The following is a 26,808-nucleotide window of genomic DNA, read 5'->3' on the forward strand; positions in this document are numbered from 1 at the left end:
AGGGGGCCAACAAAATCCGGTTTACATTTTCTCTCGAGGCACATAGTGAGTATGCAAGAGATGATGCGCTTTTTCTCCGTTAGGCTCGCCCAAAAACTCCTCATAAAGCTGCTTAACAGCCGGATTTTCGTGAGACTTGCGCAGGGGGAGCTTACGGTCTACCTCATAAATGGCTTCAATGCGTCTCATCCGTATTTCAAGGTTAGTGGGAATAGGCTGACCACCACCACCAATACACCCTCCAGGACAAGCCATTATCTCAATAAAGTGGTAGTTTGCTTCTCCCGAGCGCACTCGGTCCAAAAGTTTGCGTGCGTTGCCTAGGCCATGAGCCACCGCTACATTAACCGCGGTCCCATCAATATCAACCGTGGCCTCTTTAATGCCTTCTATCCCACGCACATCATAGAAATCAATTTTACCCAGAGTTTTACCAGTGAGAATTTCATAAACCGAGCGCAGCGCTGCTTCCATAACGCCTCCTGTGGCACCGAAAACCGCAGCGGCTCCAGTGGATATACCCAGCGGGTCATCAAAATCCTCTTCAGGCATCTCTCTCAAATCAATGCCTTTTTCTTTTAGCATGCGTGCTGCTTCCCTAGTGGTCAGCGAGTAATCTACATCCTGGCAACCGCTGGACTTCATTTCATCACGCTGACACTCGAATTTTTTGGCTGTGCAAGGCATGATAGAAACAACCACCATGTTGTTGGGGTCGATACCCAGCTTCTGGGCGTAATAGGTCTTGGCTACCGCTCCAAACATCTGTTGCGGCGATTTGCAGGTAGAGACATTTTCCATGAGGTCAGGATAGAAATGCTCCATAAACTTAATCCAGCCCGGGCTACAGGAGGTTATCAAAGGAAGTTTGCCACCCTTTTTGAAGCGGTTGATAAACTCGGTTCCCTCTTCGATTATGGTCAAATCAGCCGCAAAGTTGGTGTCAAAAACTTTGTCAAATCCAAGCCTCCTGAAAGCGGCCACCATTTTACCAGTGGAAACTGTCCCTGGTGGCAAACCAAAAGGTTCCCCAATGCTTACTCGTATTGCCGGAGCAGTCTGCAAAATGACAAATTTGTCCGGGTCTTCAATGGCATCCCAAACCATTTCAATGTGGCTGACTTCAGACAAAGCACCAGTAGGACAGGAAAGTATACACTGACCACAGTTAACGCATACACTCTGTCCAAGGGGCAATCCTAAAGAGGGACTGATAATAGTATCAAAGCTTCGGTTGGCAAAATCAATTGCAAAAACCGTTTGCACCTCGGCACAGGTACGGACACAGCGACCACAAAGAATACAACGGTTAGCATCTCTCTTTACCGAAGGACTGCTCTGGTCTACTTCGTAAGTTTTTCGCTCACCCTGAAAACGGATTTCCCGTACTCCAAATTCATAGGCCAGTTCCTGAAGTTCACAGGAACCATTGCGGTCACAAAGCTGGCAATCCAGAGGATGATTGGAAAGCAAGAGTTCGAGATTAGTCTTCCGGGCCTCTCGAACTTTTTTAGAAACGGTCCGGATTTTCATGCCTTCGCGAACCGGAGTAACACAAGAAGCCACCAGATTGGGTTGGCCCTCCACTTCAACCACGCAAATCCGACAGCCACCCCAGCTACTCAATCCCTCCATATAGCAAAGAGTGGGGATGTGGATTTTCTCCATCTTACAGGCTTCAAGTATGGTAACACCATCAGGAACTTGAACTTCTCTGCCATCAATAAAAATGGTAACCAGTTTTTCACCCATTTCGGTCTTTTTCGCTCCATCAATAACTTTAGCCATCGATCTCCTCACTCCTCCAATCAATTTCTATTTGGCGTAAACCATTTTTTTCTCAAGTTTACAAACGCCCGTCGGACAAGTTTTGCCCTCAACATGGGCAGCAAATTCCTCTTCGAAAACCTGAAGACAGCGCAACAAAGGATTGGGTGCTGCCTGCCCCAATCCACAGAAAGCGGTAGCTTTCATATTCTCTCCCAGCGCTTTCAACAAAGCAAGGCTTTCTCTGGTTCCCTTACCCCTCTCGATATTTTCCAGTATTTCAACAATTCGCTTGTTACCGATACGACAAGGTGTACACTTACCACAGGACTCGTGTAAGAAAAACTCTGCAAAGCTCTTTACTACGTCAACGATGCAATGGCTATCATCGATAACCGTGAGTGCTCCTGAACCCAGAGCAGAATTGTATTTGGGAAGCGTATCGAAAGCCATGGGTACATCCAGAAGTTCCGGGGTCATGGTACCACCCGAAGGTCCCCCAGTTTGCACCAGCTTAAGACCACGTCCTCCGGGAATACCTCCTCCAATCTCAAAAATCAGCTCTCGCAGAGTAATGCCCATAGGCACTTCTATAAGCCCTGCATTAACAATATTACCGGTGAGAGTAAACACCTTGGTGCCGGGACAAGTAGGAGTACCAATGTTTTTAAACCATTTCGCACCATTGAGAATTATGGGGGGTATGTTGGCCAAGGTTTCCACGTTATTGATAACAGTAGGTTTACCCCACAAGCCTTTCTGGGGAGGGTAAGGAGGTTTGATGCGGGGTTCACCTCTCCCGCCCTCTATAGAATTAAGAAGTGCTGTCTCTTCCCCGCAAACGTAAGCACCAGCTCCTTTGCGAATTTTAATATCAAAACTAAAACCTGAACCCAGGATGTCCTCTCCCAAAAGGCCATATTCTCGAGCCTGGTTAATGGCTTTCTCCAGATGTGCAATGCTTTGAGGATACTCTGCGCGTACATATATGTATCCTTTCGAAGCTCCAACCGCATAGCCCGCTATGGTCATTGCCTCGATAATGGAATGCGGATCGCCCTCAAGGATTAATCTGTCCTTAAAGGTACCTGGTTCTCCCTCGTCCGCATTGCATACCACAAATTTTTCCTCGCCAGGAGCTTTGTAGGTAAATTCCCATTTCAGCCCGGTCGGAAAACCTGCTCCACCACGGCCCAAAAGACCCGAAGCCTTTACCTCCTCTATCACATCCAGGGGTTTCATCGAAGAGAGCACCTTGGCCAGAGCCTGATACCCGTCACGGGCAATGTAATCTTCTATGTTATTAGGGTCTATAAAACCACTGTTGCGTAAGACCACTCTTTGCTCTTTTTGAAGCGGAAAAGTTGATACCAGCTCACCAACACCACCAGAGGAAGGCATTTTAAAGCGCAGTTCCTCTACCACGCGACCTTTAAGCAGATGCTCTTCAACTATTCTTGGAACATCCTGGGGGTGAATCGGAGCGTAGATGACGTTGTCGGGGTATATTACCACAAAAGGCGAAGGTATTTCACTCCCCAAACTCCCAGTCTCCAGCAGTTGTACTTCTTGCGAAAGACCTCGTCTTTTGATCTCTGCAGAGAAGAGTTCCTTAATCTGCAAAGCCCCCAGGGGTACAGAATTGCTGCTTACTTCCACAAGCACATGCGCCCTGTAAAGCATACTCATCCCCCTTCACTGACGGTAAAGAGCCAGTATCTCCCGGATTCTTCCTTCCGAAAGATTACCGTAAGTCGTTTCATTAATCATCATAGCAGGAGCAACACCGCAAACTCCCAGACAGCTGGTAACTTCAAGGGTAAAAAGACCATCCCTTGTGGTTTCTCCTTCTTTTATGCCCAGCTCTTTCTTTAAAATTTTAATCACATCAGTTGCACCCCTAACATGACAGGGAGTGCTCTTGCAAACTCGTATCACATACTTACCCACGGGTTTGGTTTCCAGAAAGGAGTAAAAAGTAGCCACTCCATACACCTTGCTTGCTGGAACACCCAGTTTTTTGGAAACCCTCTGAAGTACAGGTTGGGGTAAGTATCCAAACTTGGCATTCAAATCCTGCAGGATGCACAGGAGAGGAGTTTCCTCTCCTGTGTAGCGGTCAATTATCTGGTCCACTTCTTCAAAAAGCTTGTCGTCAACAGTAATAGCGCCCATCATCCCTCTTCCTCCTCGACCATTGCCATTTGTTGATACTTCTTCATTGTTTTCTCGAGGTCACAGCGCAAGCAACGCTCGGCCTCCAGACGCGCAGCTTCCTCATCCAGACATAATTTAACTTCGGCAAAACTGCATACTCTTTCCCTAACCGGAATCTCGCGCGGTCTTACGCGAGGAATTTCTTTTATCACTGGTGGTTCTTCTATAATCGAAGGACGTTCAGGTTGCACCACCAGCTCCTCTTCCTCGCCTTTCACCTCCTTGAGATAATCATGTATACTAAAAGCAGCCTTTTTGCCGCAGGCCATAGCGCTTACGACCGTTGCTTCAGCACCAATCATGTCTCCACCAGCAAAAACGCCGGGTAAAGAAGTAGAAAGAGTATACTTATCCACAACCACGTTGCCACGATGATCCAGGGTAATACCTTCAGCAAATCCCTCCAAATTCGGAGCCTGACCCACGGCTGCCACCACCAGATCGCAATCCAGGACAACTTCTGCACCTTCAATAGGTACTGGTCTTTTTCTCCCGCTACGGTCGAATCCAGAGAGACGCATTCTTTGCAATTTTATGCCCTTGACGTTCCCCTCTTCATCACCCAGAATTTCCAGAGGAGCCATCAAGAAGTGGAACACAATGCCTTCCTTTTCTGCATCTTCAATTTCCTCGTACAGAGCAGGCATCTCCTCACGAGTTCTGCGATATACCACGTTTACCTCTTCAGCACCCAATCTCAAAAGCGTCCGCGCAGCGTCCATAGCGGCATTACCACCACCAACTACTACTGCTTTTTTGGGAGCTTCCACAGGCTCGCCAAGATTAACCTTTTTGAGGAGGTCCAAAGCAGGGATAACACCCTTCAAGTTCTCCCCAGGAATGCCAAGTGGCATGCTCTTCCAAGCTCCTATAGCCAGGAACACTGCATCATAGTTTTCTCGCAACTCTTGCAACGTAAAGTCCTTACCCAAACACTTATTAGGCTGGAAGTCTATTCCCATGGCCCGGAGCTGTTTTAGGTCATAATCCAGAGCCTCTCTCGGCAAGCGATAAGGAGGAATACCCACTGCCAGCATTCCACCAATCACGGGAAGAGCTTCAAAAACAGTAACCGAATATCCCTTCCGAGCCAGGAAGTAAGCACAGGTAAGACCTGCGGGACCAGAACCAACTATAGCTACCTTAGCATCGCGCTTTCTTTCCATAACCACAGGCAACATTAAGCGGTTTACTCGAGCATAATCAGCCACAAAACGTTTCAAGTCGTCTATGGCAACTGGTTCATCAAGCTGGCTGCGGCGACATTTAGCTTCACAGTAGCGGTTGCAAACCCTCCCACAAACCGAGGGAAGAGGATTGTCCTCACGGATAATCTGCAACGCTCCAATGTAATTTCCTTCTTTAATTTGTGCAACATATCCAGGAACATCTATACCCAGAGGACAGGCATGCTGACAGGGAGCTCTGAACAGCGGGCGACAGACAACAGCAGGGCATCGTTTTTCCCGTATATGAGCTTCATATTCATCTCTGAAGTAGCGCAAAGTGCTCAAAACCGGATTAGGAGCAGTCTGTCCTAAACCACAAAGAGCAGTCGCTTTTATTTGTTTGGCCAGGTCTTCAAGTAATTCAATGTCTCCCTCTCTACCTTCGCCGTTGGTAATCCTCTGCAAAATTTCCAGCATCCGCTTGGTGCCTATACGGCAGGGCGTACATTTACCACAGGACTCATCTTGAACAAATTCCAAGAAGAAACGAGCAAGGTCAACCATACAGGTGTCCTCATCCATTACGATGAGACCACCCGAACCCATGATTGCTCCCAACTCCTTAAGTGAGTCATAATCTATTTCAACGTTGAGGTACTCGCGGGGAATGCACCCTCCAGAAGGACCACCAATTTGTACTGCTTTGAGTTTTTTTCCGCCTCGAACCCCTCCACCAAGGTCATAGACAATGTCACCAAGAGTAATTCCCATGGGAACTTCAACAAGACCAGTGTTCTGAATATCTCCAGCAAGCGCAAAAACTTTGGTACCCTTGCTTCCTTCAGTACCAATGGCTCTGAACCAATCTGCCCCATTCAAGATGATAGGAGGAATGTTGGCATAAGTTTCCACATTGTTAATTAAGGTTGGCTTACCCCACAGGCCTTCAGAAGCTGGGAAAGGAGGCTTGGGTCGGGGCATCCCTCTTTTTCCCTCTACAGAAGCGATAAGGGCAGTCTCTTCACCACACACGAAAGCACCAGCCCCAATTCTTATTTCTATGTCAAAATTAAAGCCCGTCCCCATAATGTTCTCGCCCAGAAGACCATATTCTCTGGCCTGCTCAATAGCGTGTTGCAAGCGCTCCACGGCCAGCGGATACTCAGCTCGCACATAAACATACCCTTGAGAGGCTCCAATTGCATAACCCGCTATGGCCATGGCTTCGAGAACCGAATGAGGGTCTCCCTCGAGTATGCTACGATCCATAAAAGCACCTGGATCGCCCTCATCAGCATTACAGATAACATACTTTTCATCTCCAGGTGACTTTCGGGTAAATTCCCACTTCAGCCCGGTCGGAAAACCTGCTCCACCACGGCCTCTAAGACCAGATTTTTTCACTTCTTCAATGACTTCTTCAGGAGTCATTGAAGAAAGCACCTTGGCCAGAGCCTGATACCCGTCACGGGCGATGTACTCCTCAATATTTAAAGGATTAATAAAACCACTGTTGCGCAGGGCGATTTTAACCTGCTTTTTGAAAAAATCGATTTCCTGAATAAACTTACGTCTTTCATCTTCAGAGGGCTGATAAAGAAGCCTATCTACAACTCTTCCTTTCAAAAGGTGCTCCTCCACTATTTCCTGCGCATCTTCAACAGTCACCCTCTGGTAAAAAACCCCTTCCGGATAAATAATCATCAAAGGACCAAGATTGCAGGGACCAACACACCCGGTTTCTATCAAACGGATTTCATTATCCAAACCGTTTTTTTGAAGTTCTTTTACCAACGCCTCTTTTACTTTAAGTGCACCCGAAGAAATACAGGCCGCACCAGCACACAAAAGCACCTGACACCTTTCCATCCCATTCATAACGTTACCTCCCAACCTCTTCTCTATTCAGTGTGAATTACCCATTCACCCACAATTTGACCATTGACAAGGTGCGAAACCACAACTTGCCTTGCCTTCTCTGGGGTTAAGTTTCCATAGAGGACCTTTTGTGAACCATTCTCAACGCTTATCAAGGGTTCTCTATCGCAGAGGCCAATACACCCCGCCTGAGTCACTACCACATCTTTCAGGTTGCGCTTGCTTATTTCATCCAGAACCGCAGACATAATTTGCCTGGCTCCTGCAGCAATGCCACAGGTTCCCATGTGCACCGTAACCTTATACTTTGCTTTCCCTTCCCGTAGGGCAACGTTTTTTTGAACTTCTTCCTTAATTCTTTTGAGGTCCTCAATGCTTTTAATTTTCATCGTTTACGCCTCCTTCTCGAAAAGACTTTTCCTGGAAATTAATCCACTCCTTAACAGCCGGCAAGACAGCTGGCAAATCCTCAGGATTATCCACTCCAAGATACTCTAAGAGTTCCTTACTACTAAAACGCCACTCCACACCATCCACGTTATGTACAAACTCAAACTCTACTTCTGGGTTGGCAATAATCAGAGTAACCAGGGTCTCGGCAATATCGCCAAGCGGAGGAAGGTCAATGTGGCTCCTTTTAAAGGTAACAATCAGTTCGGTTCCTCTGTCTTTCTGAGAACTCAAACGGACATTTCCTTCGCACTGTTCAGCAAGCTGCTTGATGAGTGGAAGTCCCAAACCAATTTTTTTCTTCTTGTTTTGACCGGTAAAAAAGGGGTCAAAAACGTGCTTCAAGACATGCTCTTCCATACCTTTACCGTTGTCCTTAATAAGCAACTGCAAGGTGTCAGAAGACGTATCCTCAAAAACACCAATGGTCACTTTACTGGCCCCAGCTCGAAGAGAATTTTCAACCAGATCCAGAATATGAAGAGAAAGGTCTTTCATTCACCTATTCATCCGGTACCTCAGGTGTAATTGCTAATAATTTCCATAATCTGAGAAGGATTCACTCTCTTATGAACGTCGTTGTCTATGCGCACCACCGGCGCAAGACCACATGCTCCAGCACAGCGCATCACTTCAACCGAATAAAGGCCATCCTCAGTGACCTCCCCAACTCCTATTCCCAGCTCTTTCTGAATTTTGTCCAGGATTTCCTGCCCTCCCCGCACATAGCAGGCAGTACCCAGACACACCTGAATAACATGCTTTCCACGCGGTTTCATAGAAAAGAAGTGGTAAAAAGTCACCACTCCATAAACCTCGCTAAGAGGAACATCGAGTTCACGTGCAACGATTCTCAAAACCGAAGGTGGTAAATAACCAACTATGCTTTGCACTGCATGCAAGGCCTGGATAAGAACACCCTTTTTCCCTTTAAAGCGGGATAAAACACTAAGCAGGGTGTCTTCAAGCTCGGAAGAAATCTCCATATCTCCGGTTCTTTCTTCTACTTCAAGGTTAGCCACCACTATCTCCCCCTAAAACAAATTTCTCACCCAAACTTTGGGTTATTATAAACCGAATTTCAAAAAAAGTGAAGCAAATCACTTATCAATTTTAAAATTATTTAATTTTTACCGCCCATATCTTATTTCCTACCTTTCCAGGCTCGAATCCGCAATTAAATGCTCACTTTTTCTAATTTCCGAAAACGAATCTGATTGCTGTCATCAAGATATGCTTCTATAACATCTCCTTCTTGAAAGGTGCCTCTTATGAGCTCACCAGATAGGGGAGCTTCTATTTGCTTTTGAATTAATCTCCGCAAAGGTCGGGCCCCATAATCGGGGTCATAGCCTGCTTCAGCAAGGAACTCCTTGACCTCTTCCGAAAGAACCAGGTCCATACCTTGTTCTTGCAACCGCCTTCTCAACCTGGACACCATAAGATCAACGATTTTTTTAATATCTTCTTTGCGCAAAGGATTAAATACCACTATTTCATCAATGCGGTTAATAAACTCGGGCTTTAATCTACTATGCACTTCCTCTAAAACCTTGTTTTTTACTCTCCGCAGTTCTTCCGTGTTTTCGGGGTCAACATTTCTGAAATAGTGACTGCCCAGATTAGAAGTCATTATAATAACCGTGTTCTTAAAATCAACTGTTCTACCCTGACCGTCGGTCAGTCTTCCGTCATCAAGAATTTGCAAAAGGATGTTAAAAACATCGGGATGTGCTTTCTCTATCTCGTCAAAAAGAATCACCTGATAAGGTCTTCTCCGCACTACCTCGGTTAATTGGCCACCCTCTTCATAACCCACATAACCAGGAGGTGCACCTATTAGGCGAGCAACAGAGTGCTTTTCCATATACTCAGACATATCAATCCGCAAAAGTGCGTTTTCATCTCCAAACAGGAACTCAGCCAGGGTTTTGGCCAGTTCGGTTTTACCCACACCGGTAGGACCAAGGAAAAGAAAAGAACCAACTGGTCTGTTCGCCTCAGCTATACCAGCACGAGAACGTCTTATCGCTTCAGCAACTGCTCTCACTGCCTCTTCCTGGTCAATCAAGCGCTTGTGGAGTTCATCTTCCATTCGGATTAACCTTTCTTTCTCTTTTTGAAGCAAACGTCCAACCGGAATACCAGTCCAGCTGGAAACTACTTCTGCTATGTCTTCCTCACTTATCACTTCATTAATTCTTTTGTTCTGCATCCACTCTTCTTTCGCTTTAATATATTCACTTTGCAGAGCTTCAGCTTCGTCCCTGAGACGAGCTGCCTTTTCATACTCCTGCGCCTGTACCGCTGCCATACCTTCCTTAGCAAGCTCCTGCAGCCGCTCTTCCATTGCCTTGATTTCAGGAGGAACACTTTGCAGTTCTATTCTCTTTTTGCTGGCTGCCTCATCAAGAAGGTCAATAGCTTTATCGGGTAAAAAGCGATCGGTAATATATTTATCCGACAGACGACAGGCTGCATCAATCGCTTCGTCACTGATTTTCACCTTATGGTAGGCTTCATACTTATCTCGCAAGCCTCTCAAAATTTCTTTGCTCTCTTCAACAGAAGGTTCGGAAACGAAAACCGGCTGAAATCTTCGTTCCAAAGCAGGATCCTTTTCAATATATTTACGGTATTCATCAAGAGTGGTAGCTCCGATACACTGGAGCTCTCCCCGAGCTAACGCTGGCTTAAGCATGTTAGCAGCATCAATAGCCCCTTCTGCCGCTCCAGCTCCCACCACGGTGTGTAGCTCATCTATAAATAGGATAATTTTACCCTGTGACTTCTGGACTTCTTCAAGAACCGACTTCAGACGCTCTTCAAATTCTCCCCTGAATTTCGCTCCCGCAAGTAGTGCACCCATGTCCAGAGCAACAATTCTCTTCCCTTTCAAACTCTCTGGAACATTTCCTTGTACAATTCTCTGAGCAAGACCTTCCACGATGGCTGTCTTGCCCACACCAGGATCACCGATCAAAACAGGGTTGTTTTTAGTTCTTCGAGAGAGAATCTGAATAACTCTTTGAATTTCTTTATCCCTACCTATTACTGGATCCAGCTTGCCCTCTTTAGCCAGCTGAGTCAGGTCCCTGCCATACTTTTCAAGCGCCATATACTTCCCTTCCGCATATGGATCATCCACTCTTCTCTGCCCCCTTATTTCTTGAAGTGCTCGGTAAATCTTCTCAACATCCAAACCATAAGCCCTAAGGACGCGATGGCTCGTTCCACTTTCTTCCCGTACAACAGCAATCAGGAGGTGTTCTACGCCCACATAGGCGTCCTTAAGCCTCTGAGCTTCCTCAATAGCACCATCCAGAACCGATTTTGCTCGCGGCGTCAGATAAATCTGCAACTCTGAACCATGCTGATAAACCTTGGGCAGGCGCTCTAAGGCATCCTCAATTTCTCGTTGCAAAACCTGGGGATCAACACCACAGCGAGAAATTATCTGTGAAGCCAAGCCTTCTGGTTGTTTTAAAAGAGCGAGAAGAATATGCTCTACATCAAGCTGGTTATGATGGGACTCTATGAGAATATCCTGAGCAATAGAAATCACTTCACGTGCCTTTTCTGTAAAACGATCAAACTGCATCGCTCAAACCTCCTTCTCTTAGGAAATTACTCATCTTAAATGTCAATTATTAAGAAACCAGATTAAGCCTCGGATTTTCATGTCTCAAGGTAGCCAGTTCTCGGAATAACTCTTTTTCCTTAGCGCTTAACTGGCGAGGCAAAACTACCTGTACTTTGACCAGCAAATCGCCTTTTTCCTTAGTTTTGGGGTCTACAAAACCCAAACCTCTTAAGCGCAACACAGTACCATTTTGAGTTTCAGGAGGGATTTTCAACTTGACTTTTTTGCCATCTAAGAGAGGAATTTCAATCTCCGCTCCAAGCAAAGCTTCATAAAGAGTTACCGGTAAATCCAGGCTCAAATTCGAGCCTTCTTTACGAAAAATTGGATGAGGTTTTATCTTGATCCGCAAATAAAGATCTCTACCACCAGCAACACCTGGAATGCGCAGTTTTGACCCATCATCCAGACCCGGAGGTATGGTTACATTAACTGTTTTGCTTTTCCTAATTACTCCTTCTCCATTGCAAGATGAACACACTCCAAAGTTACCACTCTTACCAGTACCAGAACAGGCACTGCATATTTCATCAAAGGCAACCTTTATATTTCTGGTGGTTCCTCGATACACTTCTTCCAGAGTAATTTCTACTTCATGGGTAGGTTCTGAAGTCGGAGTTTCTTTTTTAATAGTATGCTCTGTAAAAGGACTACTCCGATAGGTACGATATACCCTGAATCCTCCCCCAGAGGGCCTCCCTGAAGAAAAAATATCACCGAAGAGTATTTTGAAAAAGTCGCTAAAATCTTCAAAGCCGCCCCACTCTGCCTGTGCCTCACCCACAGTATAATATCGTTGTCCAGAAGCCCCGTACTTGCGATAAAAATCTTGCCAGAACTGCTCCGTATTTTGCTGTCCATAGGTATTCCAGGCGGCTCCAAGTTCATCATACCTTTTTCGTTTTTCGGGATCACTCAAAACCTCATAGGCTTCATTAATTTCCTTGAATTTTTTTTCTGCTTCTTTATCGCCTGGGTTCAGATCTGGATGATATTTTCTTGCCAGTCGCCGATAAGCGCGTTTTATTTCCTTTTCATCAGCGTTTCTATCAACTCCCAGTATCTTGTAGTAATCTTTAAATTCCATACCGCCACCAACCATCCTTACGGGTTAATTTTACCTTCTTTGACCTTCACGAGCATTATAATATCTCCCCTGCAAGTTGTCAACAAAACACTACCTTGAACTTCTGGAATACCAAGAACTTTTGGAAAGTCCAGGCAGAGGAAACCCTTGCAAGAAAGATACCAGAAAAAAAGCAGTAAATAAAGCCCAAATAAAACCGAAAAAATCTGGACCATAAGTGGGATAGATAGTTCGACCCCTGTGCAGGTTAAAAACTACAAACCAAGCTCCTGGCTTTTCTCTTTCATAGCTGCAAGAGAAAGGGAAAGAAAATCCTCAAGAGAAAGCCCCAATTTTTCGCAACTTCTTATTTGCTCCCGGTCAGCACCCCTGGCAAAACTCTTTTCCTTAAAGCGATTCAACAGAAACTCCAGATCAAGGGGGGCCAATTTCTTTTGAGGATGAATAAGTGCGCAGGCCACGATGAAACCGCTGGTTGGGTCTACACAAAAAATAGCCCATTCCAGCTTGTTCTGAGGGGAAAAACCCGTCGCTGGATTGTGCGCCTTAATGGCCCTCAAGACTTCCTCCCCCAATCCTAAATCAGCAAGCATTTCTGCGCCAATTAATCCATGATAAGCGGGATTGTCCTTAGTCTGCTCATAGTCAATATCGTGCAGAAGACCCACCAGTGACCAGGAAGTAGGGTCTTCTCCCAGTTTTCGGGCAAGTGCAGCCATAATGCTTTCACAAGCAAGGGCGTGTTTGATAAGATTTGGGTTTCTGAGGTGTTTTTCCAAAAGCCTTATTGCTTCTTCTCTTTCCAAACTATCCACCTCGCAAATATTGAAGAGGATCTACCGCTTTATTGTTAACCCTTACTTCAAAATGGAGATGATAGCCAGTAGCATTGCCAGTGCGTCCCACTCGGGCGATAGGGTCTCCACGATTAACCCGTTCTCCTCGAGTAACCAGATTGGCCGAGTTATGTGCATAAAGCGTCTGAAAACCATTAGGATGGGAAATAATAACCACTCTTCCATAACCACTCATCCAACCACTATAAGTCACCACACCACTCTGGGCTGCTCTGATAATCGAGCCAGGAGGAGCTGCAATATCTATTCCATAGTGAAAGTTCCTGCTCCTTCTTCCAAAGTACGAAGTAATGCGCCCCCGAAGCGGCCACGTAAAGCCTCCCCCACCTCCGTAATTTGGAGCAAGGTGAGAAGGAATACGAATTTTCTGGCCAATCCTGAGTATACTCCGCTCCGTTAAACCATTCACACTCGCCAGAAGCTCCATAGAAACCTTAAACCTTCGAGAAATTGACCACAGGGTGTCACCTTTTTGAATCTCGTAAACTACGTAATCTTGAGAAAAAGCAGTAACTTTCTGAGCAGGAGGGATAACCAGGCTCTGGCCAACTTTTAGCTTATCAGGGTTAGAAAGATTATTGGCTACAAGAAGCGAGTTAATGGAAACTCCAAAACGGCGAGAGATTGACCACAAAGTGTCACCTGGACACACCTCATAGACCTGCATCTCCTGTTCTTTTTCACTGGCAACAGCTGGATGCTCTGGAGATTCAATTTTTTGAAACTCTCCAAGAGGAATTACGAGCTCCATACCCACTTGCAAAACCGAGTTCTCATCAAGCCCGTTTGCTTCCATGATGCTACGCATATCCACTCCATAAAAACGAGAAATCAACCAGAGCGATTCCCCCTTCTGAACCCGGTGTCTCGTGGTAGCAGTAAGAAGCTCCTCTCTCTTCTGCCCATCACCAGCCTGTGGCGCTTCCCCAGTAGGAATAACAATAGTTTGACCCTCTCTGAGAATGCTTTGTTCACTCAACCCGTTTGCCTCCATCAAGCTTTTCAGTGACACCCCAAAAGACCTGGATATCGCCCAAAGAGTATCTCCAGGCCTCACCTGGTACTTAACCTGAGAGGAATCATTCACCGAAGGGATGAGCAGCTCAGTTCCAATCTGCAAAACACTGTCTTCGGTCAAACCGTTAGCCTTCATAAGGTTCTCAAGGGAAACACCATACCTTCTGGAAATTACCCAGAGTGTATCACCCGGCTTCACCACATAACGCACGTCAGAAGGCCAGGCAGAAACAGTTAGGAAAAACAGGATTAAGCTTATAGTAAAAAATACCAGAAAATTCCGGATTTTCAGCATTTTTTAACTCCGAGAATCGCTTTCATTCCCGAAACCTGGAACTCTTCTTTAAAAATCTGGTTGCCATCAATTTTGCCAAAAACAATTTCTTTGGCCAGGACTTCTTCTCGAATCAAGGGCGCAAGTTCAAGAAAAACTTGCTTTAACGGCTCTGCTGTGGAGTCATCAACCAAAAGCACTATGCGGTCAGTGATCTCAAAACCCGCTTCCTTGCGCATTAACTGTACACGATGAATGACGTCCCTAACTATTCCTTCTTTCCTGAGTTCCTCATCTAAGGCCGCATCAAGGATAACTGCATACTTACCCGCACTTTCCATGTGCAAAGTGCCCGTTGTTTTAAGAAGAACCTCAACCTCTGAATGTGATAAAACAATCGGTCCGTCTTCCAAATGGAGAACAAGCTCTCCCTGTTCAAACAAACGCAGGGCTTCGTCTCGTGAGCATTTAGCCAAAAAACCGGCGATTTCTTTAACTTTTGTTCCAAAACGAGGACCTAATTCCTTAAAGTTAGGCTTCAAAACGATTTGTACCTCTTCAGGCAAGTGCTCAAGCCAGGCCACCTGTTTAACGTTAAGCTCCTCTTTCAATAAATTTTCGAATTGGCGTGCACGTTCTCGCTCACTCACCTCAGGCACAACCAGCAAAGCTTTTCTCAGAGGCTGGCGGAGCTTGATGTTGATTTTGTTACGGACTGACCTACCCAGGTTAGCAAGCGTTCGCACTACCTCCATGGTGGCAACAAGTTCTTTGTCCAACAATTCTTCCCGAGACAAAGGGTAATCTTCAAGATGAACACTCTCCCTTTTCTGCCGAATCCCTTGCGTTAAACGCTGATAAGCAAGCTCAGCAGCAAAGGGAACAAAGGGAGCCATTAAGCGACTTAATTCAAACAACACTCTAAAAAGCGTTTTATAGGCACTCTCTTTATCTTCGTCCCAACCTTCCTTCCAGAAACGTCTTCTTGAACGCCTTATATACCAGTTACTCAAGTCCTCCACCACAAAGTACTCGATAGCTTTAGCAGCCTTGGAAATTTCAAAAGATTCCAGGCAACTTCTTACCTCGTTTATCAAGAAGTGGAAACGAGCAACAATCCAGCGGTCAAAAACGTTGCCCCTCTCGATATCCCATTCTGGAAGGCACTCGGGTTCAAAACCATCAATATTAGCATAGGTAACGAAAAAGTTAAAAACATTCCAGAAGGTACTGAAGAACTTACTGAACACCTCACCCAGTGCCTTTTTGCCAAAGCGTTTGGGCATCCAGGGAGGAGAAACTGAGAAAACGTACCAGCGCAGCACATCAGCACCATACATGGAAATCAGTTCCCAGGGGCTAATCACATTACCAATGTGTTTGCTCATTTTCTGCCCCTTTTCGTCCAAACCAAGCTCGGTTACCAAACAGTTACGATAGGCAGGAGACGCAAATAACAGAGTAGCCAGCACATGCAAGCTGTAAAACCAGCCTCGAGTTTGGTCTATGGCTTCGCATATAAAATCAGCCGGAAAACTCCGCGCAAACTCTTCCTGGTTCTCGAAAGGGTAATGATATTGCGCCACAAACATCGCACCCGAATCAAACCAGCAGTCAATGACTTCCTTGACCCGACGCATGACACCAGAACAATGAGGACACTGTATAATAACCTCATCCACATAAGGGCGATGTAACTCAATGCTGTCAAGCCTTTTCAGAGATCGAGAACGAAGTTCGGCTATTGAACCTATGGCTTCTTTAGAATTACAGTTTTCACAAACCCATATATTCAGAGGTGTTCCCCAGTAGCGCTCCCGAGAAAGAGCCCAATCGACCACGTTTTCAAGGAAATTCCCAAACCTTCCTTCCTGAATATGAGGCGGAAACCAGTTGATTTTGCGATTATTCTCGATAAGGAGGTCTCGGAAGGCAGTAGTCTTGATAAACCAGCTTTCCTTAGCGTAGTACAAAAGAGGCGTATCACACCTCCAGCAAAAAGGATAAGTGTGACGATACGTCTCCACTCGGAAAAGCTTATTTTGCTCTCTCAGGTATTCAATAATCAAGGGGTCTGCATCCTTAACCCACATTCCCTTCCAGAGAAACACTTCATCAGAATAAGTGCCGTCAGGTTTAACTGGCTGCAAGACAGGAAGGTCATATTCTCTGGCCAAAGCCATATCATCTTCACCAAAGGCAGGAGCAATATGCACGATGCCCGTTCCTTCCTCTGTAGAAACAAAATCTGCTCCAAAGACCTGGTAACCCTTCTCAGCCCTCAGAAAATCCATCAAAGGTTCATAACGTAACCCAATTAAGTCCTTACCTTTCAGGGAACAAACAACTTTGAACTCTTTTCTTTCTTCAGGGGTGAAAATGCGCTCAAAACCTTGCTGGCTAAGGATAAACCTTTCCTGAGAAGTAAGGTGTTCTACCTCGAGATACTCAAGTTCTTTCCCCACTGCAAGCGCAACATTGGCTACTAAGGTCCAGGGAGTTGTAGTCCACACCAGGAAATATGCCTTTTCCTGCCCAGCAATTCTAAACTTAACAAAAACACTAGGGTCCTCAGTATCACGATATCCAAGTGCCACTTCGTGGCTGGAAAGCGAAGTGCCACAACGAGCACAGTAAGGAAGCACTTTGTAGCCCTGATAAAGTAAACCCTTATCCCAAAGTTGCTTCAAAACCCACCACAAACTCTCTATGTAACTATTGTCAAAGGTAATATAGGGATTATTAAGGTCCATCCAGATGCCCATTCTCTCGGTGAGCTTTTCCCATTCCCGAATGTACTTCAATACACTTTCTTTGCATTTTTTGTTGAAGCGGTCAATTCCATACTCTTCAATTTGAGGTTTGCCAGAAATTCCCAGTTCCTTTTCAACCTCGAGTTCTACCGGCAAACCATGGGTATCCCAACCTGCTTTTCTGGGAACGTAATAACCACACATCGTCTTATAGCGGGGAATGAGATCCTTTATACTCCTTCCAATCACGTGCCCGGCATGAGGATAGCCATTGGCAGTGGGGGGACCTTCATAAAAAACAAAACGAGGGCTCTGCTCGCGTTGCCTAAGGCTTTTTTCAAAAATCGAATTTCGCTTCCAGAACTCCAGAATTTCCTCTTCAAATTTCCCCCATTCTGTTTTAAGGTCCACTTGCTCAAACACTACTCCTTCACCTTCCTTTGTAATCAGCTGTTTTTCAACCAAAACAGGATTATCTGCATACTGTAAACAAATCAGTCTCAAGTACTAAGCTTTGGCATCCGCTCTTATTGGCTCTACAACCATCCAGGGCAAAAGCCACCTGCCATAAACCCAGCGAGCATCTCTGGAAACTTCTTGAATGTTTCTAAGGGCTTCAAAGGCATTACCGCTAATCATCACATTTTTGACCCGTCCTCGTATTTCCCCGTCCTCAACGTAAAAACCCAAGTTTACATTGCAAGAAAAGTGCCCAGCAGAAACATTACTCTGACCTAAACCCAGGACACTATCCACAATCAATCCTTTTTCCAGCTCTTCAATAAGGGTCTCCTGGCTCCTTAACCCTCCTTTAATCTTAACACAGGAAAGCTCAGGATAGGGAAGAGTTCGATAGGATTGTCTGAAACCATTCCCAGAAGGTTCAACGCCTTCCAGAAAAGCAGAAAAAAGATCCCAAAAGGCCGATTTGACTTCTCCAGCCACAATCAGTTCCCTCTCCCGGACAGTCATAATCCCTTCATCATCAAAAGGACAGGAACCAAGTGTCCAGGCTTCGTAAGGCACTTCAGCAAGAGATAGAAGTGGAGAAAAAACCAGTTTTCCCAACTTGCCCTTCAGAAAAGAGCGATTAAAGGCAATATTTCTGCCATTCAAAGCGTAAAAAAGAGGATAAAGTAAAACCAGCAAACCCTGGGGAGTGAAAAGAACGGGATAAGCTCCACCTTCAACCCTACATTCCTTCTGCGAAAATTCCAATCTGAAAAGTATCTCGCTGATAAAGTGGTCAAGATCGATATCACGATTACCCCAAAATCTCTCTACAGAGAATTCCAGGATATCTGATTCCCTGGTCAAATTCACTTCAGCTTCTATTCCAAAAAAGGTTCGTTCGAAAGAAAGCATCTCCTGATGATGATTCACAAGCCCTTTCTTTTCCGTACCAGCTTTTACACTGAGATTTAAAACCACTTCTGGATATTCTTCCCTGATGCGGTCGATGACATAAGTTCCTATCTCTATCATCTCGGTAAAGTCAATATCAACCACCCGTCGGTCCACAAAGCTATCCCAACCCTTTAAAACGGGATACGAGGGTAGAGTGTACGCTACCTGGTCACCAAACTTGCTGATTGAGCAGGCCTTCTCCAGCATCTCCTCAAAAAGAGAGGGAGAATTAAAGGCCACAAAACCCAGCCTGCCCTCGTTGTTGATAACCCTGAGTCCAAACCCATCAGAGTCCTCGACCTCACACTGCCTTAAAATGCCACCCTCAAAACGAACGGTCTTTGACCTTACCTTGGCACGATAAAGGTCTCCCGCCATACCTTTACTGGCAAGCTTCTCCAATCCAGAAAACATTACTCGCTCCCTCCCACGAGCGTTTCCCTCAACCTGACATGGGGACTACCGGTGGGGGTAGGCAAACCCATCTGCAAGCCCTTACCACACCCACCCAGCTCATTCCAAACAAAATCATTAGCAATACAGTCAATTTTTTGAAGGGTTTCAAAAAGATTACCACTTAAAACAAAATTTTTAACCATATCGGTAATTTTCCCATTCTCGATTAAAAAGCCGTATGCGGGAGAAAAGGTAAAAAGCTCCAGTGCCGTATTGCCACCCAAGTACTCTACGGCATACACTCCTCTTTGTATATCTCCAAAAAGTTCTTCTTTCGATGTTTTTCCGCTTTCAATAGCCGTGTTAGTCATCCTAACCAAAGGAGCATACATAAACCCTACCGTACGTGCGTTACCGGTTAATTCCTCCTGCATGGAAAAAGCAGTCTCTCGGGAGTGCAATCGGCCCGTCAAAATACCCTCACGAATGAGATAGGTTTTGCGAGTAGGAATTCCCTCATCATCATAAGGCGAAGACCCTCTCAAACCATCTACGCTCCCATCATCAAAAACTGAAAGCAATGGTGAGGCAACTCTTCGGCCTAGAGTCATTTCCTTTTTAAGTCGCTCGTTATGGTAGAGAAAATCGGCTTCACTAAGATGCCCAAACGCTTCATGAATGAAAACACCCGCTAGGGTAGGATCCAATACTACGTCATATACCCCACCAGGCAAAGGTCTGGCCTCAAGAAGAGATGCCGCGCGAGCAACCACTTCTTTCGCCAGAGCCTCAAGCCCTTTCACCGCTTCTAACCCTGCTCTTCTGGCCACTCCATTGCGATAAAGCTCGATGACATCCCCTTTCCTGCAAACCGCAGTAAAAACCATACTGATATCTGGCTTTTCCAGATGGAGCAGCGTCCCGTCTGAATTTGCCAGATAAATTTCTCGAAATTCGTCTCGATAGTCTACCGAGGAGTTAACCAGAAAACTTGAGACTTCAGGCATCAGTTCAGCATAACATCTGGCAATCTTTACCTTTTCTTCAAAAGGCACACAGCGAAAATCCTCCTCAAGTTGAGCCAGATGCTCATCTTCGAACGCCTCACCCCTGACAACACCCGAGTGAAAAGCAGTCGGGTTTTTAAGAGAAGCGCTATGTAAAGCGCTCCTAATCTTCTCCAGGATGTTTTCCCATCCTGAAAAAGTCTCAAAATACCACCCAAAACCACTCCTAAAAACCCGCACATATCCACCCATTATCTCTTCTTCCTTAAGTGCTTCTATACAACCATTCTGAAGGGTGAGGCGAGTAGAAACTATTTTTTCCAAGCGTACTTCTACATACTCTTCCTTTCCAACCAGCCTTAGAGCCTTTCTTAAGGTCTCTAACATCGGTTATTCAGTTGCTCCTTCCTCTGGCGAAGAACCATTATCAGAAGTAGGAATATTTTCCTCAAAAATGACTATCTCGGAAGCCTTCTTAAGCTCTCGAATCAGCTCTTCAAAAGCCTCCTGTTGTTTCTTAGGCAGTAAACGTGCAGTAATCTCTTCTTTCACTTCGTCGATTTCTTTCAGGCGCGGAGGTACATGCTCCTCAACCATGAAAATGTGAAAACCATAGTCAGTCTTAATCACATCGCTAAAATTACCAGGCGCCAGCTCAAAAATTACCTTTTCGATTTCTTCGCTTAAATCTCCTTTCTCAACATACCCCATATCGCCACCAGTTGAAGCGTCAGGAGATTCCGACTTTTCTCTGGCAACCTCTTCAAAAGGCTTACCAGACCGGAGCTCGTTCAACACCTCTTGTGCCTGTTGTTCACTTGAGACCATAATATGTTTTGCTTTAACTTTCTCCGGCTCTGTATAAAGTTCAGGATGAGCAGTGTATTCATTTTCTATCTCTTCGTCAGTTACCTTCACTGCATCCACTATTTTTCTCTGGATTAGTTCCTGAATAAGGATTTGTTTCTTAAGGTTTTCAATCTTCTTTGCAACCTCGGGGTCCTCTGCAAGTCCCTCTTTTTGAGCTTCCTGCACCAGAAGTATCTGACGAATCCACTGCTCCAGCAAATCCTTTAGACCTCCAGGAAACTGGGCTTTGTACTCTTGAGGCAAGCTATCCCAAATTTCCTTAATCTCGTCCAGGTAAACGGGCTCCCCATTCACCTGGGCAATAATTACCCTTTCTCCCGACGTTTCTTCCTGTGCATAACCGAAAGAAACCAAAACTACCAAACAAAGCAAAAGTAAAATCCCCATCAAAGACAACTTCGTCAATCTGGATACCATGTTTATGTCTCCTCTCTTTTGATTGTTTTTCTATCTTCAGATGCATCAAGTATTTCAAAGGAAAAACTTGCAGAGTCTACCGAAAGTTCACCTCCTTTTCCCAGCGCTTTCTGGAATCCATCAAGTTTCGCGTTCACCTCTCGAATCTCCTCTCTGACCTTCTTCATTTGTAAAGAAACTTCTTTCACCCGTTCATTAATAATCCAGAAGAGGAGAAGACCATACAGGACAAGTATGCTAAGCAAAAGGCCGAGAATCAATTTTCTACCTCACTTCATAAACGTCTTTAAAAGCATTTTAGCAGAAAAAAAGCGAAACAAAAACCTCAACAATCAGAGAAAAGCACTTCCACTCTTCAAAAAATCGACCCCCTTAAAACTTTCAAAACCGAGTCCTATGCCAACAATGCAGTTGCGACAGATAATAGTTCGAGGTGGGATACGTGTTCCTTTCCCAACCAGGTTGACACCCCAATCAAGAAGGTCGGGCCTAAGCGTATTGGGTGTAAAGTCTTCCCCAAAGCCAATCTTTGCCTCTTCTCCAACGACAACATTCTTATCTAAAATACTAAGGTTAACCTCACTGCCTCTTTCTATTCGGGCATTATTGAAGACTATAGAATCTACCACCCTTGCTCCCTCCTCTATCACCACTCCTGGAAAAATCACTGAATGAATAACTTCTCCTTTTATCAAAGCCCCCTCGCCAACAATGCTTTCTGTAACTTTCGCTTTCCTGCAAACCTGAGCAGGAGGTGAGATAGGCCGATTAGTATATATTACCCACTCAGGGTCATAAAGGTTAAAACAGGGTACAGGTTCCAAAAGCTGCATGTTTGCTTCCCAATAGGCTCTGACAGTGCCCACATCCCACCAGCATCCTGTATAAAAAAAAGCCTGTATCTTGGCCTTTCCCAAATTCTCTATTATCACATTTTCTACCAGATCAAACTTGTTTTCCTGATTATTTTTTATCAACTGTTCCACCAAAAACTCAGTTCGAAAAGCATAAATACCCATAAAAGCTACATTGGTCTTCGGTACCGCCGGTTTCTCCTCAAAATTCGATATCCAGTTATCATGATCCACTTCAACAATTCCAAAGCGGGGAGCATCTTCTGGTTTAACCTCAGTGACTACAAGCGTAATATCTGCTCCTCTTTCCACGTGATAATTAAAAAGAGGGTTGTAGTTCATCATGTAAACATGGTCTCCAGAAAGAACCAGAAGGTGGGGTACTTTTTTGCGCAGGATAACATTAAGATTTTGAAAGAGTGCATCACCAGTACCACGATACCAACCACCAACACTTCGGCTTAGATAGGGAGCTAAAAATTCAACTCCTCCTCTTTTTCTATCAAGATCCCAGGGTCGTCCTGCTCCAATGTGTTCAATCAAAGATTGTGGCTGGTATTGAGTAAGCACGCCAATATCATAAATTCCAGAGTTCACACAATTACTCAAGGAAAAATCGATCAACCGATAACACCCACCAAAAGGAACAGCAGCTTTGGCACGTTCCACAGAAAGAACATCCAGACGGTCTCCCTTACCTCCTGCCAAAATCATGGCATAGCGAAAAGACAAATCGATCAGCTCCTCAAAACCCTACCCCTTGTTTAGGGAATCCAATTTTCTTCCACCTTCAAGCTCTTGATAAAAAGCACCAGCAGGCGAATTGCGTTTTCAACATCCTGCATATCGACAATCTCAGAGGGAGTGTGCATATAGCGGTTTGGAATACTTAAAAGCGCAGTAACCACTCCACTTCTTGTAGTCTGGATAACGTTTGCATCCGTACCAGTAGCTCTGGCCTCTGCCTGAACCTGATAGGGGATGTTATTCTCTTCAGCAACTCTTTTTATTCTCATCCACAACTTACTATTGATGTTGGGCCCCCTGGCAAGAACTGGGCCTCTACCAAGACTTATATCGCCAACTTTCTTTTTATCAATGTTTGGGCAATCGGAAGCAAAAGTAACATCTATGGCTATGCCAATTTTGGGATTAATACCAAAAGCACTGGTCTTAGCACCTCTCAACCCCAATTCTTCTTGCACAGTGCTCACTCCATAAACACCAAAGGCCAGGCTTTGTTTTTCCCTTCCCAGCTCCCGTAAAACTTCACAAACCACAAAAACTCCTACTTTGTCATCAATGCCTTTTCCAGTGATTCGTTCACCAGCCAAACAGCGCGAAGCAATATCAAAAGTTATCGGGTCACCTATTTGGACCATACTCCTTGCTTCTTCCCCGTCTTTAGCTCCAATATCAATCCACTGTTCTTCAATACGAGCAACTTTCTGCCGCTCTTTCTCTTCAAGCAAATGAATTGGCTTTTTTCCAATAACACCAGATACCGGTCCTGTCGCAGTGTGAATAACCACTGGCATCCCCTGAGTAATCTGAGGATCGATCCCGCCAACCGTGGAAAAGTACACATATCCCTCTTTATCAATGTAACTAACCATCAAGCCAACTTCATCACAGTGGCCGGCAAGCATAAGCTTATGTTCACAGTCAGGATTAATAACTCCAAAAGCATTGCCATGAACGTCCTTATAAGTCAGGTCAACCGCGTCTTTAACCCGCTCTAAAAAAAGCTGTTGAACCTGCTCCTCAAAACCGGAAGGGCTTGGAGTATCAATAAGCATTCTAAAAAATCGGATCCTTTCTTCCTCCACATTTGAGACCTCCTTTGGTCTTCAAAATTAACTTTAATCTAAATCGTTAATTAATTTAAAACATTACCTTAGCCTGGAAGAATCCCTCCAGTTATAGCAAAATCATTAAGCGTTGCAATAGCAAAAACGCATCTTGACTTTCACTCTCCACTTCTATCCTGAGACGATTTTTGCCCATTCTCAGGGATTGGGTAATATAAACTGACTGATAATCCAGAGGAGAAAGAACACCTTCGGGAATGGGCCCCGAAAAAACAAGCTGGTCATTTACAAAAACCCGTAAAGAAACCTTCCCTTGGGCTTTGCTCCAGAGACACAAGCCAACACCTTGTAAAGGTTGAGCAACCTCAAAAGTAGTTTCCACAAAATCTCTGCCAGATACTGCCAACACCGAAACCGGGTTGATACTTGAACCTTCTTTTATGTTGCCCCGATACACAAGGTCTCCAAAATTAGTCTGGGGCTTACCAGAGCTGAAATCCAGAAAATAGAAACCCGGCCCAGAATAAGAAATTGTCATTCCCGAAACTATCCCATACGCAAATCCTTCTGAAGGCAAAAACTGCAAAGCTCCAGGAAAAGCGGCTTTCAAAACCACGTTTAGGTCTCCTTCTACGACCTGGGGAGCAAACCAGCGGTTGGTTGTTTTCCCATTCGAATCCGTATAAGTGATTGGCTTTTCCCAGCTTCCCTGGTTAGCTTCCCAGCGAACACTTCTTCCAGAAACTGGCTTACCGCGCAAATCCTGAAGTTCTGCGGTAAAATCGAGATACTCGCCAGAAGATAACCTGAAACTACTCGGAGAAAGGTTTAAAACCGTTTTCAAGGTTTCAGGAGTCACCCAAACTTGAACCTCGGCGCTGGAATAGTCGTACAACGTGTCTCCCTCAAAAGTGGCTTTTATAGTAACCGGTGCTTCCTCATAAGTGGAGGGGGCATAGAACAGGTTTTCGCTTTCCCCAAAAACATTGGTAACAGTCTGGTACTTTTCGAGCTTCCCGTCACTCGTTTCCCACTGGATTCTTCTGCCTACCAGAGGGTTGCCGTTCTGGTCGCGAAGTAAAACCCGGATTGAGGAACGACCTTTGGAGGGTACCCTCTCAGGGACAGAACTAAAACTCAGAAAAGAAGGTGTTTTTCTATACTCACCCAGAATCTGAACCCTGCAGCGGTTGAGGTAAAAGCGAGTAGTAATTAAATCTTTTGCTTTTGAAGGTTTCCGCATTGCCTCAATCAGAATACGATCCGGAACAGGCCGTGCAGAAAGGAGTATGAGAAAGCGTTCCAATCCCACTTCTTCACCAGCTTGCCCCCTCAACATTCTCTGGGAACCGGCAGTAACATATTCGTTATTTTTCAAGAGCTTTGCTCTACCATCGGGTAAATAGTCAAAAATGCTCACATAGCCATTAATCCGAGCTTCATAGTAGAGGACTATTGTTTCACCACGATAATAACTCCCAAAGTCGCCTTTATCAGGCTGGATATAAACCAGAGGAGAAACTTCCAGAAAATCCACCTGTTCAATCTCACTTTGAGAAACTGCAAACTCAAAAGGTTGGGCAATTACCAGTGCCGCACACCAGAACACCAGTGCCAAAATCAGAAGCAACAAAAGGTATTTTTTCACTTTAACCCCTCCGAATAACCAGGTTTTTTTAAAACAGTTCCACTCTTAATCAAAAGACCAGGAAAGTCATCAACTGCAAGATCGGGACCGATACGACACCCCTTTCCTATAGCCGTGCCAGAAGGTATATGGCAGTTCTTGCCCACCACAGTTATGCTCTCGCCTTCCCACGTTTCGTCTTCCTTCCCAAGACACACTTCGCGCTCCACAATTACCTGTTTATCAATAATGACCCGATCCAAAAAACTGTTTTCTCCAATTTTAGAATCATTCATTACGATTGAATCAACGACTCGCGCACCCTCTGCAACATAAACGCCACCAAAGATTACCGAGTGTTCAACTATCCCGTTGATAACAGAACCACTGCCAATGATGCTGTTTTCTACCGCTGCGGTTCTTCCAAGCTTTACCGGAGGCCTGTCCTCTAAAGGAGTATAAATGGGCCAGTCGTCATCCCGCAAATTCAAAGGGGGATTGGCTTGAAGAAGTTCCATATTGGCTTCCCAAAAAGCAGTAAGGGTTCCTACATCTTTCCAATATCCTTCAAAACGATAGGCAAAAACCCGATTACGAGTAATCAGCCGAGGTATAACATCTTTGCCAAAATCATAAGACGTGCCTTCTCTCATTGCTTCTTTTTTTACTTCTTCTTCCAATATATCCCTGCGAAAAACATAAATACCCATACTGGCCAGATTACTCGCAGGAAAGCGAGGTTTTTCTTCAAAATCAATAACTCTTCCCTCCTCATTTACTTCCATAATTCCAAAGCGCGAAGCTTCTTCCCAAGGGACTTCTATGGCAGAAATCGTAACTTCTGCCTCTCTTTCCAGATGAAATTTGATCATGTTGCGATAATCCATTTTATAAATATGATCGCCAGAAAGAATCAAAACCAGCTCCGGATTGATATCCCTTATGAAACGCAAATTCTGATATATAGCATCAGCAGTACCCCGATACCAGTTGGTTCGCTCGTCGCTTATGTAAGGCTGAAGAATAAAAACTCCCCCCTTGATTCTGTCCAAATCCCAGGCTTTTCCTATTTTTATATGCTCATGGAGTGAGCGAGGATTATACTGAGTAAGCACTCCCACATAGTAAATACCTGAATTAACACAGTTGCTCAGACAGAAATCAATAATACGGTACTTGCCACCAAAAGGAACAGCTGGCTTGGCTCTTTTCTCAGAAAGCACATCCAACCTTCTCCCCTCACCACCTGCAAGAATCATAGCCAGTGTTTCTATTGAGGGCATCCGATCACCCCTTCAAAAGGTATT

At 45.0% G+C, this 26,808-nt stretch carries 20 protein-coding genes; all 20 read right to left on the bottom strand.

All coding sequences use genetic code 11. The features are described 5' to 3' along the window. Window positions 1-21: 21 nt before the first annotated feature. Window positions 22-1,788 carry an NADH-dependent [FeFe] hydrogenase, group A6 gene (locus ACKTT1_RS06650; RefSeq protein WP_412709003.1) on the bottom strand — a complete coding sequence of 589 codons (1,767 nt, stop codon included), beginning with the start codon at window positions 1,786-1,788 and terminating at the stop codon, window positions 22-24. Window positions 1,789-1,815: 27 nt separating this feature from the next. After that, window positions 1,816-3,450 (bottom strand): NADH-quinone oxidoreductase subunit NuoF, encoded by a 1,635-nt coding sequence (gene nuoF, locus ACKTT1_RS06655; protein ID WP_412709004.1) that lies wholly within the window; start codon window positions 3,448-3,450, stop codon window positions 1,816-1,818. 12 nt (window positions 3,451-3,462) lie between these two features. Further along, window positions 3,463-3,945 (bottom strand): NADH-quinone oxidoreductase subunit NuoE, encoded by a 483-nt coding sequence (nuoE, locus tag ACKTT1_RS06660; RefSeq protein WP_412709005.1) that lies wholly within the window; start codon window positions 3,943-3,945, stop codon window positions 3,463-3,465. Then, a complete protein-coding gene (nuoF, locus tag ACKTT1_RS06665; protein ID WP_412709006.1) occupies window positions 3,942-7,031 on the bottom strand; it encodes an NADH-quinone oxidoreductase subunit NuoF in 3,090 nt (1,029 codons plus the stop codon). The genes nuoE and nuoF (ACKTT1_RS06665) overlap by 4 nt, the downstream gene beginning before the upstream one ends. Before the next feature lie 23 nt (window positions 7,032-7,054). Further along, on the bottom strand, window positions 7,055-7,420 hold the full coding sequence (locus tag ACKTT1_RS06670) for a (2Fe-2S) ferredoxin domain-containing protein (protein WP_412709007.1): 366 nt from the start codon (window positions 7,418-7,420) through the stop codon (window positions 7,055-7,057). Next, the gene (locus ACKTT1_RS06675; protein WP_412709008.1) at window positions 7,410-7,979 is read right to left on the bottom strand and encodes an ATP-binding protein; all 570 of its coding nucleotides are present in this window, start codon (window positions 7,977-7,979) and stop codon (window positions 7,410-7,412) included. Before ACKTT1_RS06675 ends, ACKTT1_RS06670 begins: the two co-directional genes overlap by 11 nt. A gap of 20 nt (window positions 7,980-7,999) precedes the next feature. Then, window positions 8,000-8,503 (bottom strand): NAD(P)H-dependent oxidoreductase subunit E, encoded by a 504-nt coding sequence (locus ACKTT1_RS06680; RefSeq protein ID WP_412709009.1) that lies wholly within the window; start codon window positions 8,501-8,503, stop codon window positions 8,000-8,002. A gap of 155 nt (window positions 8,504-8,658) precedes the next feature. Then, complete coding sequence (locus ACKTT1_RS06685) at window positions 8,659-11,082, bottom strand: ATP-dependent Clp protease ATP-binding subunit (RefSeq protein ID WP_412709010.1); 2,424 nt, start codon at window positions 11,080-11,082, stop codon at window positions 8,659-8,661. 49 nt (window positions 11,083-11,131) lie between these two features. Further along, complete coding sequence (locus tag ACKTT1_RS06690; RefSeq protein WP_412709011.1) at window positions 11,132-12,211, bottom strand: DnaJ C-terminal domain-containing protein; 1,080 nt, start codon at window positions 12,209-12,211, stop codon at window positions 11,132-11,134. Window positions 12,212-12,465: 254 nt separating this feature from the next. Further along, on the bottom strand, window positions 12,466-13,017 hold the full coding sequence (locus tag ACKTT1_RS06695) for an HDIG domain-containing metalloprotein (RefSeq protein WP_412709012.1): 552 nt from the start codon (window positions 13,015-13,017) through the stop codon (window positions 12,466-12,468). Between the two features lies 1 nt (window position 13,018). Then, window positions 13,019-14,380: a LysM peptidoglycan-binding domain-containing protein gene (locus ACKTT1_RS06700; RefSeq protein ID WP_412709013.1), complete on the bottom strand. Its 1,362-nt coding sequence runs from the start codon at window positions 14,378-14,380 to the stop codon at window positions 13,019-13,021. Then, on the bottom strand, window positions 14,374-17,577 hold the full coding sequence (gene ileS / locus ACKTT1_RS06705) for an isoleucine--tRNA ligase (RefSeq protein WP_412709014.1): 3,204 nt from the start codon (window positions 17,575-17,577) through the stop codon (window positions 14,374-14,376). The genes ACKTT1_RS06700 and ileS overlap by 7 nt, the downstream gene beginning before the upstream one ends. Before the next feature lie 42 nt (window positions 17,578-17,619). Continuing rightward, the gene (locus ACKTT1_RS06710; RefSeq protein WP_412709015.1) at window positions 17,620-18,933 is read right to left on the bottom strand and encodes a TldD/PmbA family protein; all 1,314 of its coding nucleotides are present in this window, start codon (window positions 18,931-18,933) and stop codon (window positions 17,620-17,622) included. Beyond that, window positions 18,933-20,309, bottom strand: coding sequence for a TldD/PmbA family protein (locus ACKTT1_RS06715; protein WP_412709016.1), 1,377 nt, complete (start codon window positions 20,307-20,309; stop codon window positions 18,933-18,935). The genes ACKTT1_RS06710 and ACKTT1_RS06715 overlap by 1 nt, the downstream gene beginning before the upstream one ends. A gap of 3 nt (window positions 20,310-20,312) precedes the next feature. After that, entirely contained in the window at window positions 20,313-21,209 is an 897-nt protein-coding gene (locus ACKTT1_RS06720; RefSeq protein ID WP_412709017.1) for a peptidyl-prolyl cis-trans isomerase, read from the bottom strand. A gap of 2 nt (window positions 21,210-21,211) precedes the next feature. After that, the gene (locus ACKTT1_RS06725) at window positions 21,212-21,469 is read right to left on the bottom strand and encodes a hypothetical protein (protein ID WP_412709018.1); all 258 of its coding nucleotides are present in this window, start codon (window positions 21,467-21,469) and stop codon (window positions 21,212-21,214) included. A gap of 72 nt (window positions 21,470-21,541) precedes the next feature. Continuing rightward, window positions 21,542-22,795: a glucose-1-phosphate adenylyltransferase subunit GlgD gene (gene glgD, locus ACKTT1_RS06730; RefSeq protein ID WP_412709019.1), complete on the bottom strand. Its 1,254-nt coding sequence runs from the start codon at window positions 22,793-22,795 to the stop codon at window positions 21,542-21,544. Between the two features lie 32 nt (window positions 22,796-22,827). After that, a complete protein-coding gene (locus tag ACKTT1_RS06735; RefSeq protein ID WP_412709020.1) occupies window positions 22,828-23,892 on the bottom strand; it encodes a M42 family metallopeptidase in 1,065 nt (354 codons plus the stop codon). Between the two features lie 91 nt (window positions 23,893-23,983). Beyond that, window positions 23,984-25,522, bottom strand: a complete 1,539-nt coding sequence (locus ACKTT1_RS06740; RefSeq protein ID WP_412709021.1) for a hypothetical protein — start codon at window positions 25,520-25,522, stop codon at window positions 23,984-23,986. Continuing rightward, window positions 25,519-26,784 (bottom strand): glucose-1-phosphate adenylyltransferase, encoded by a 1,266-nt coding sequence (locus tag ACKTT1_RS06745; protein ID WP_412709022.1) that lies wholly within the window; start codon window positions 26,782-26,784, stop codon window positions 25,519-25,521. Before ACKTT1_RS06745 ends, ACKTT1_RS06740 begins: the two co-directional genes overlap by 4 nt. Window positions 26,785-26,808: the final 24 nt, after the last annotated feature.

The sequence above is a fragment of the Atrimonas thermophila genome, assembly GCF_045864955.1.
GTDB lineage: Bacteria > Atribacterota > Atribacteria > Atribacterales > Thermatribacteraceae > Thermatribacter > Thermatribacter velox.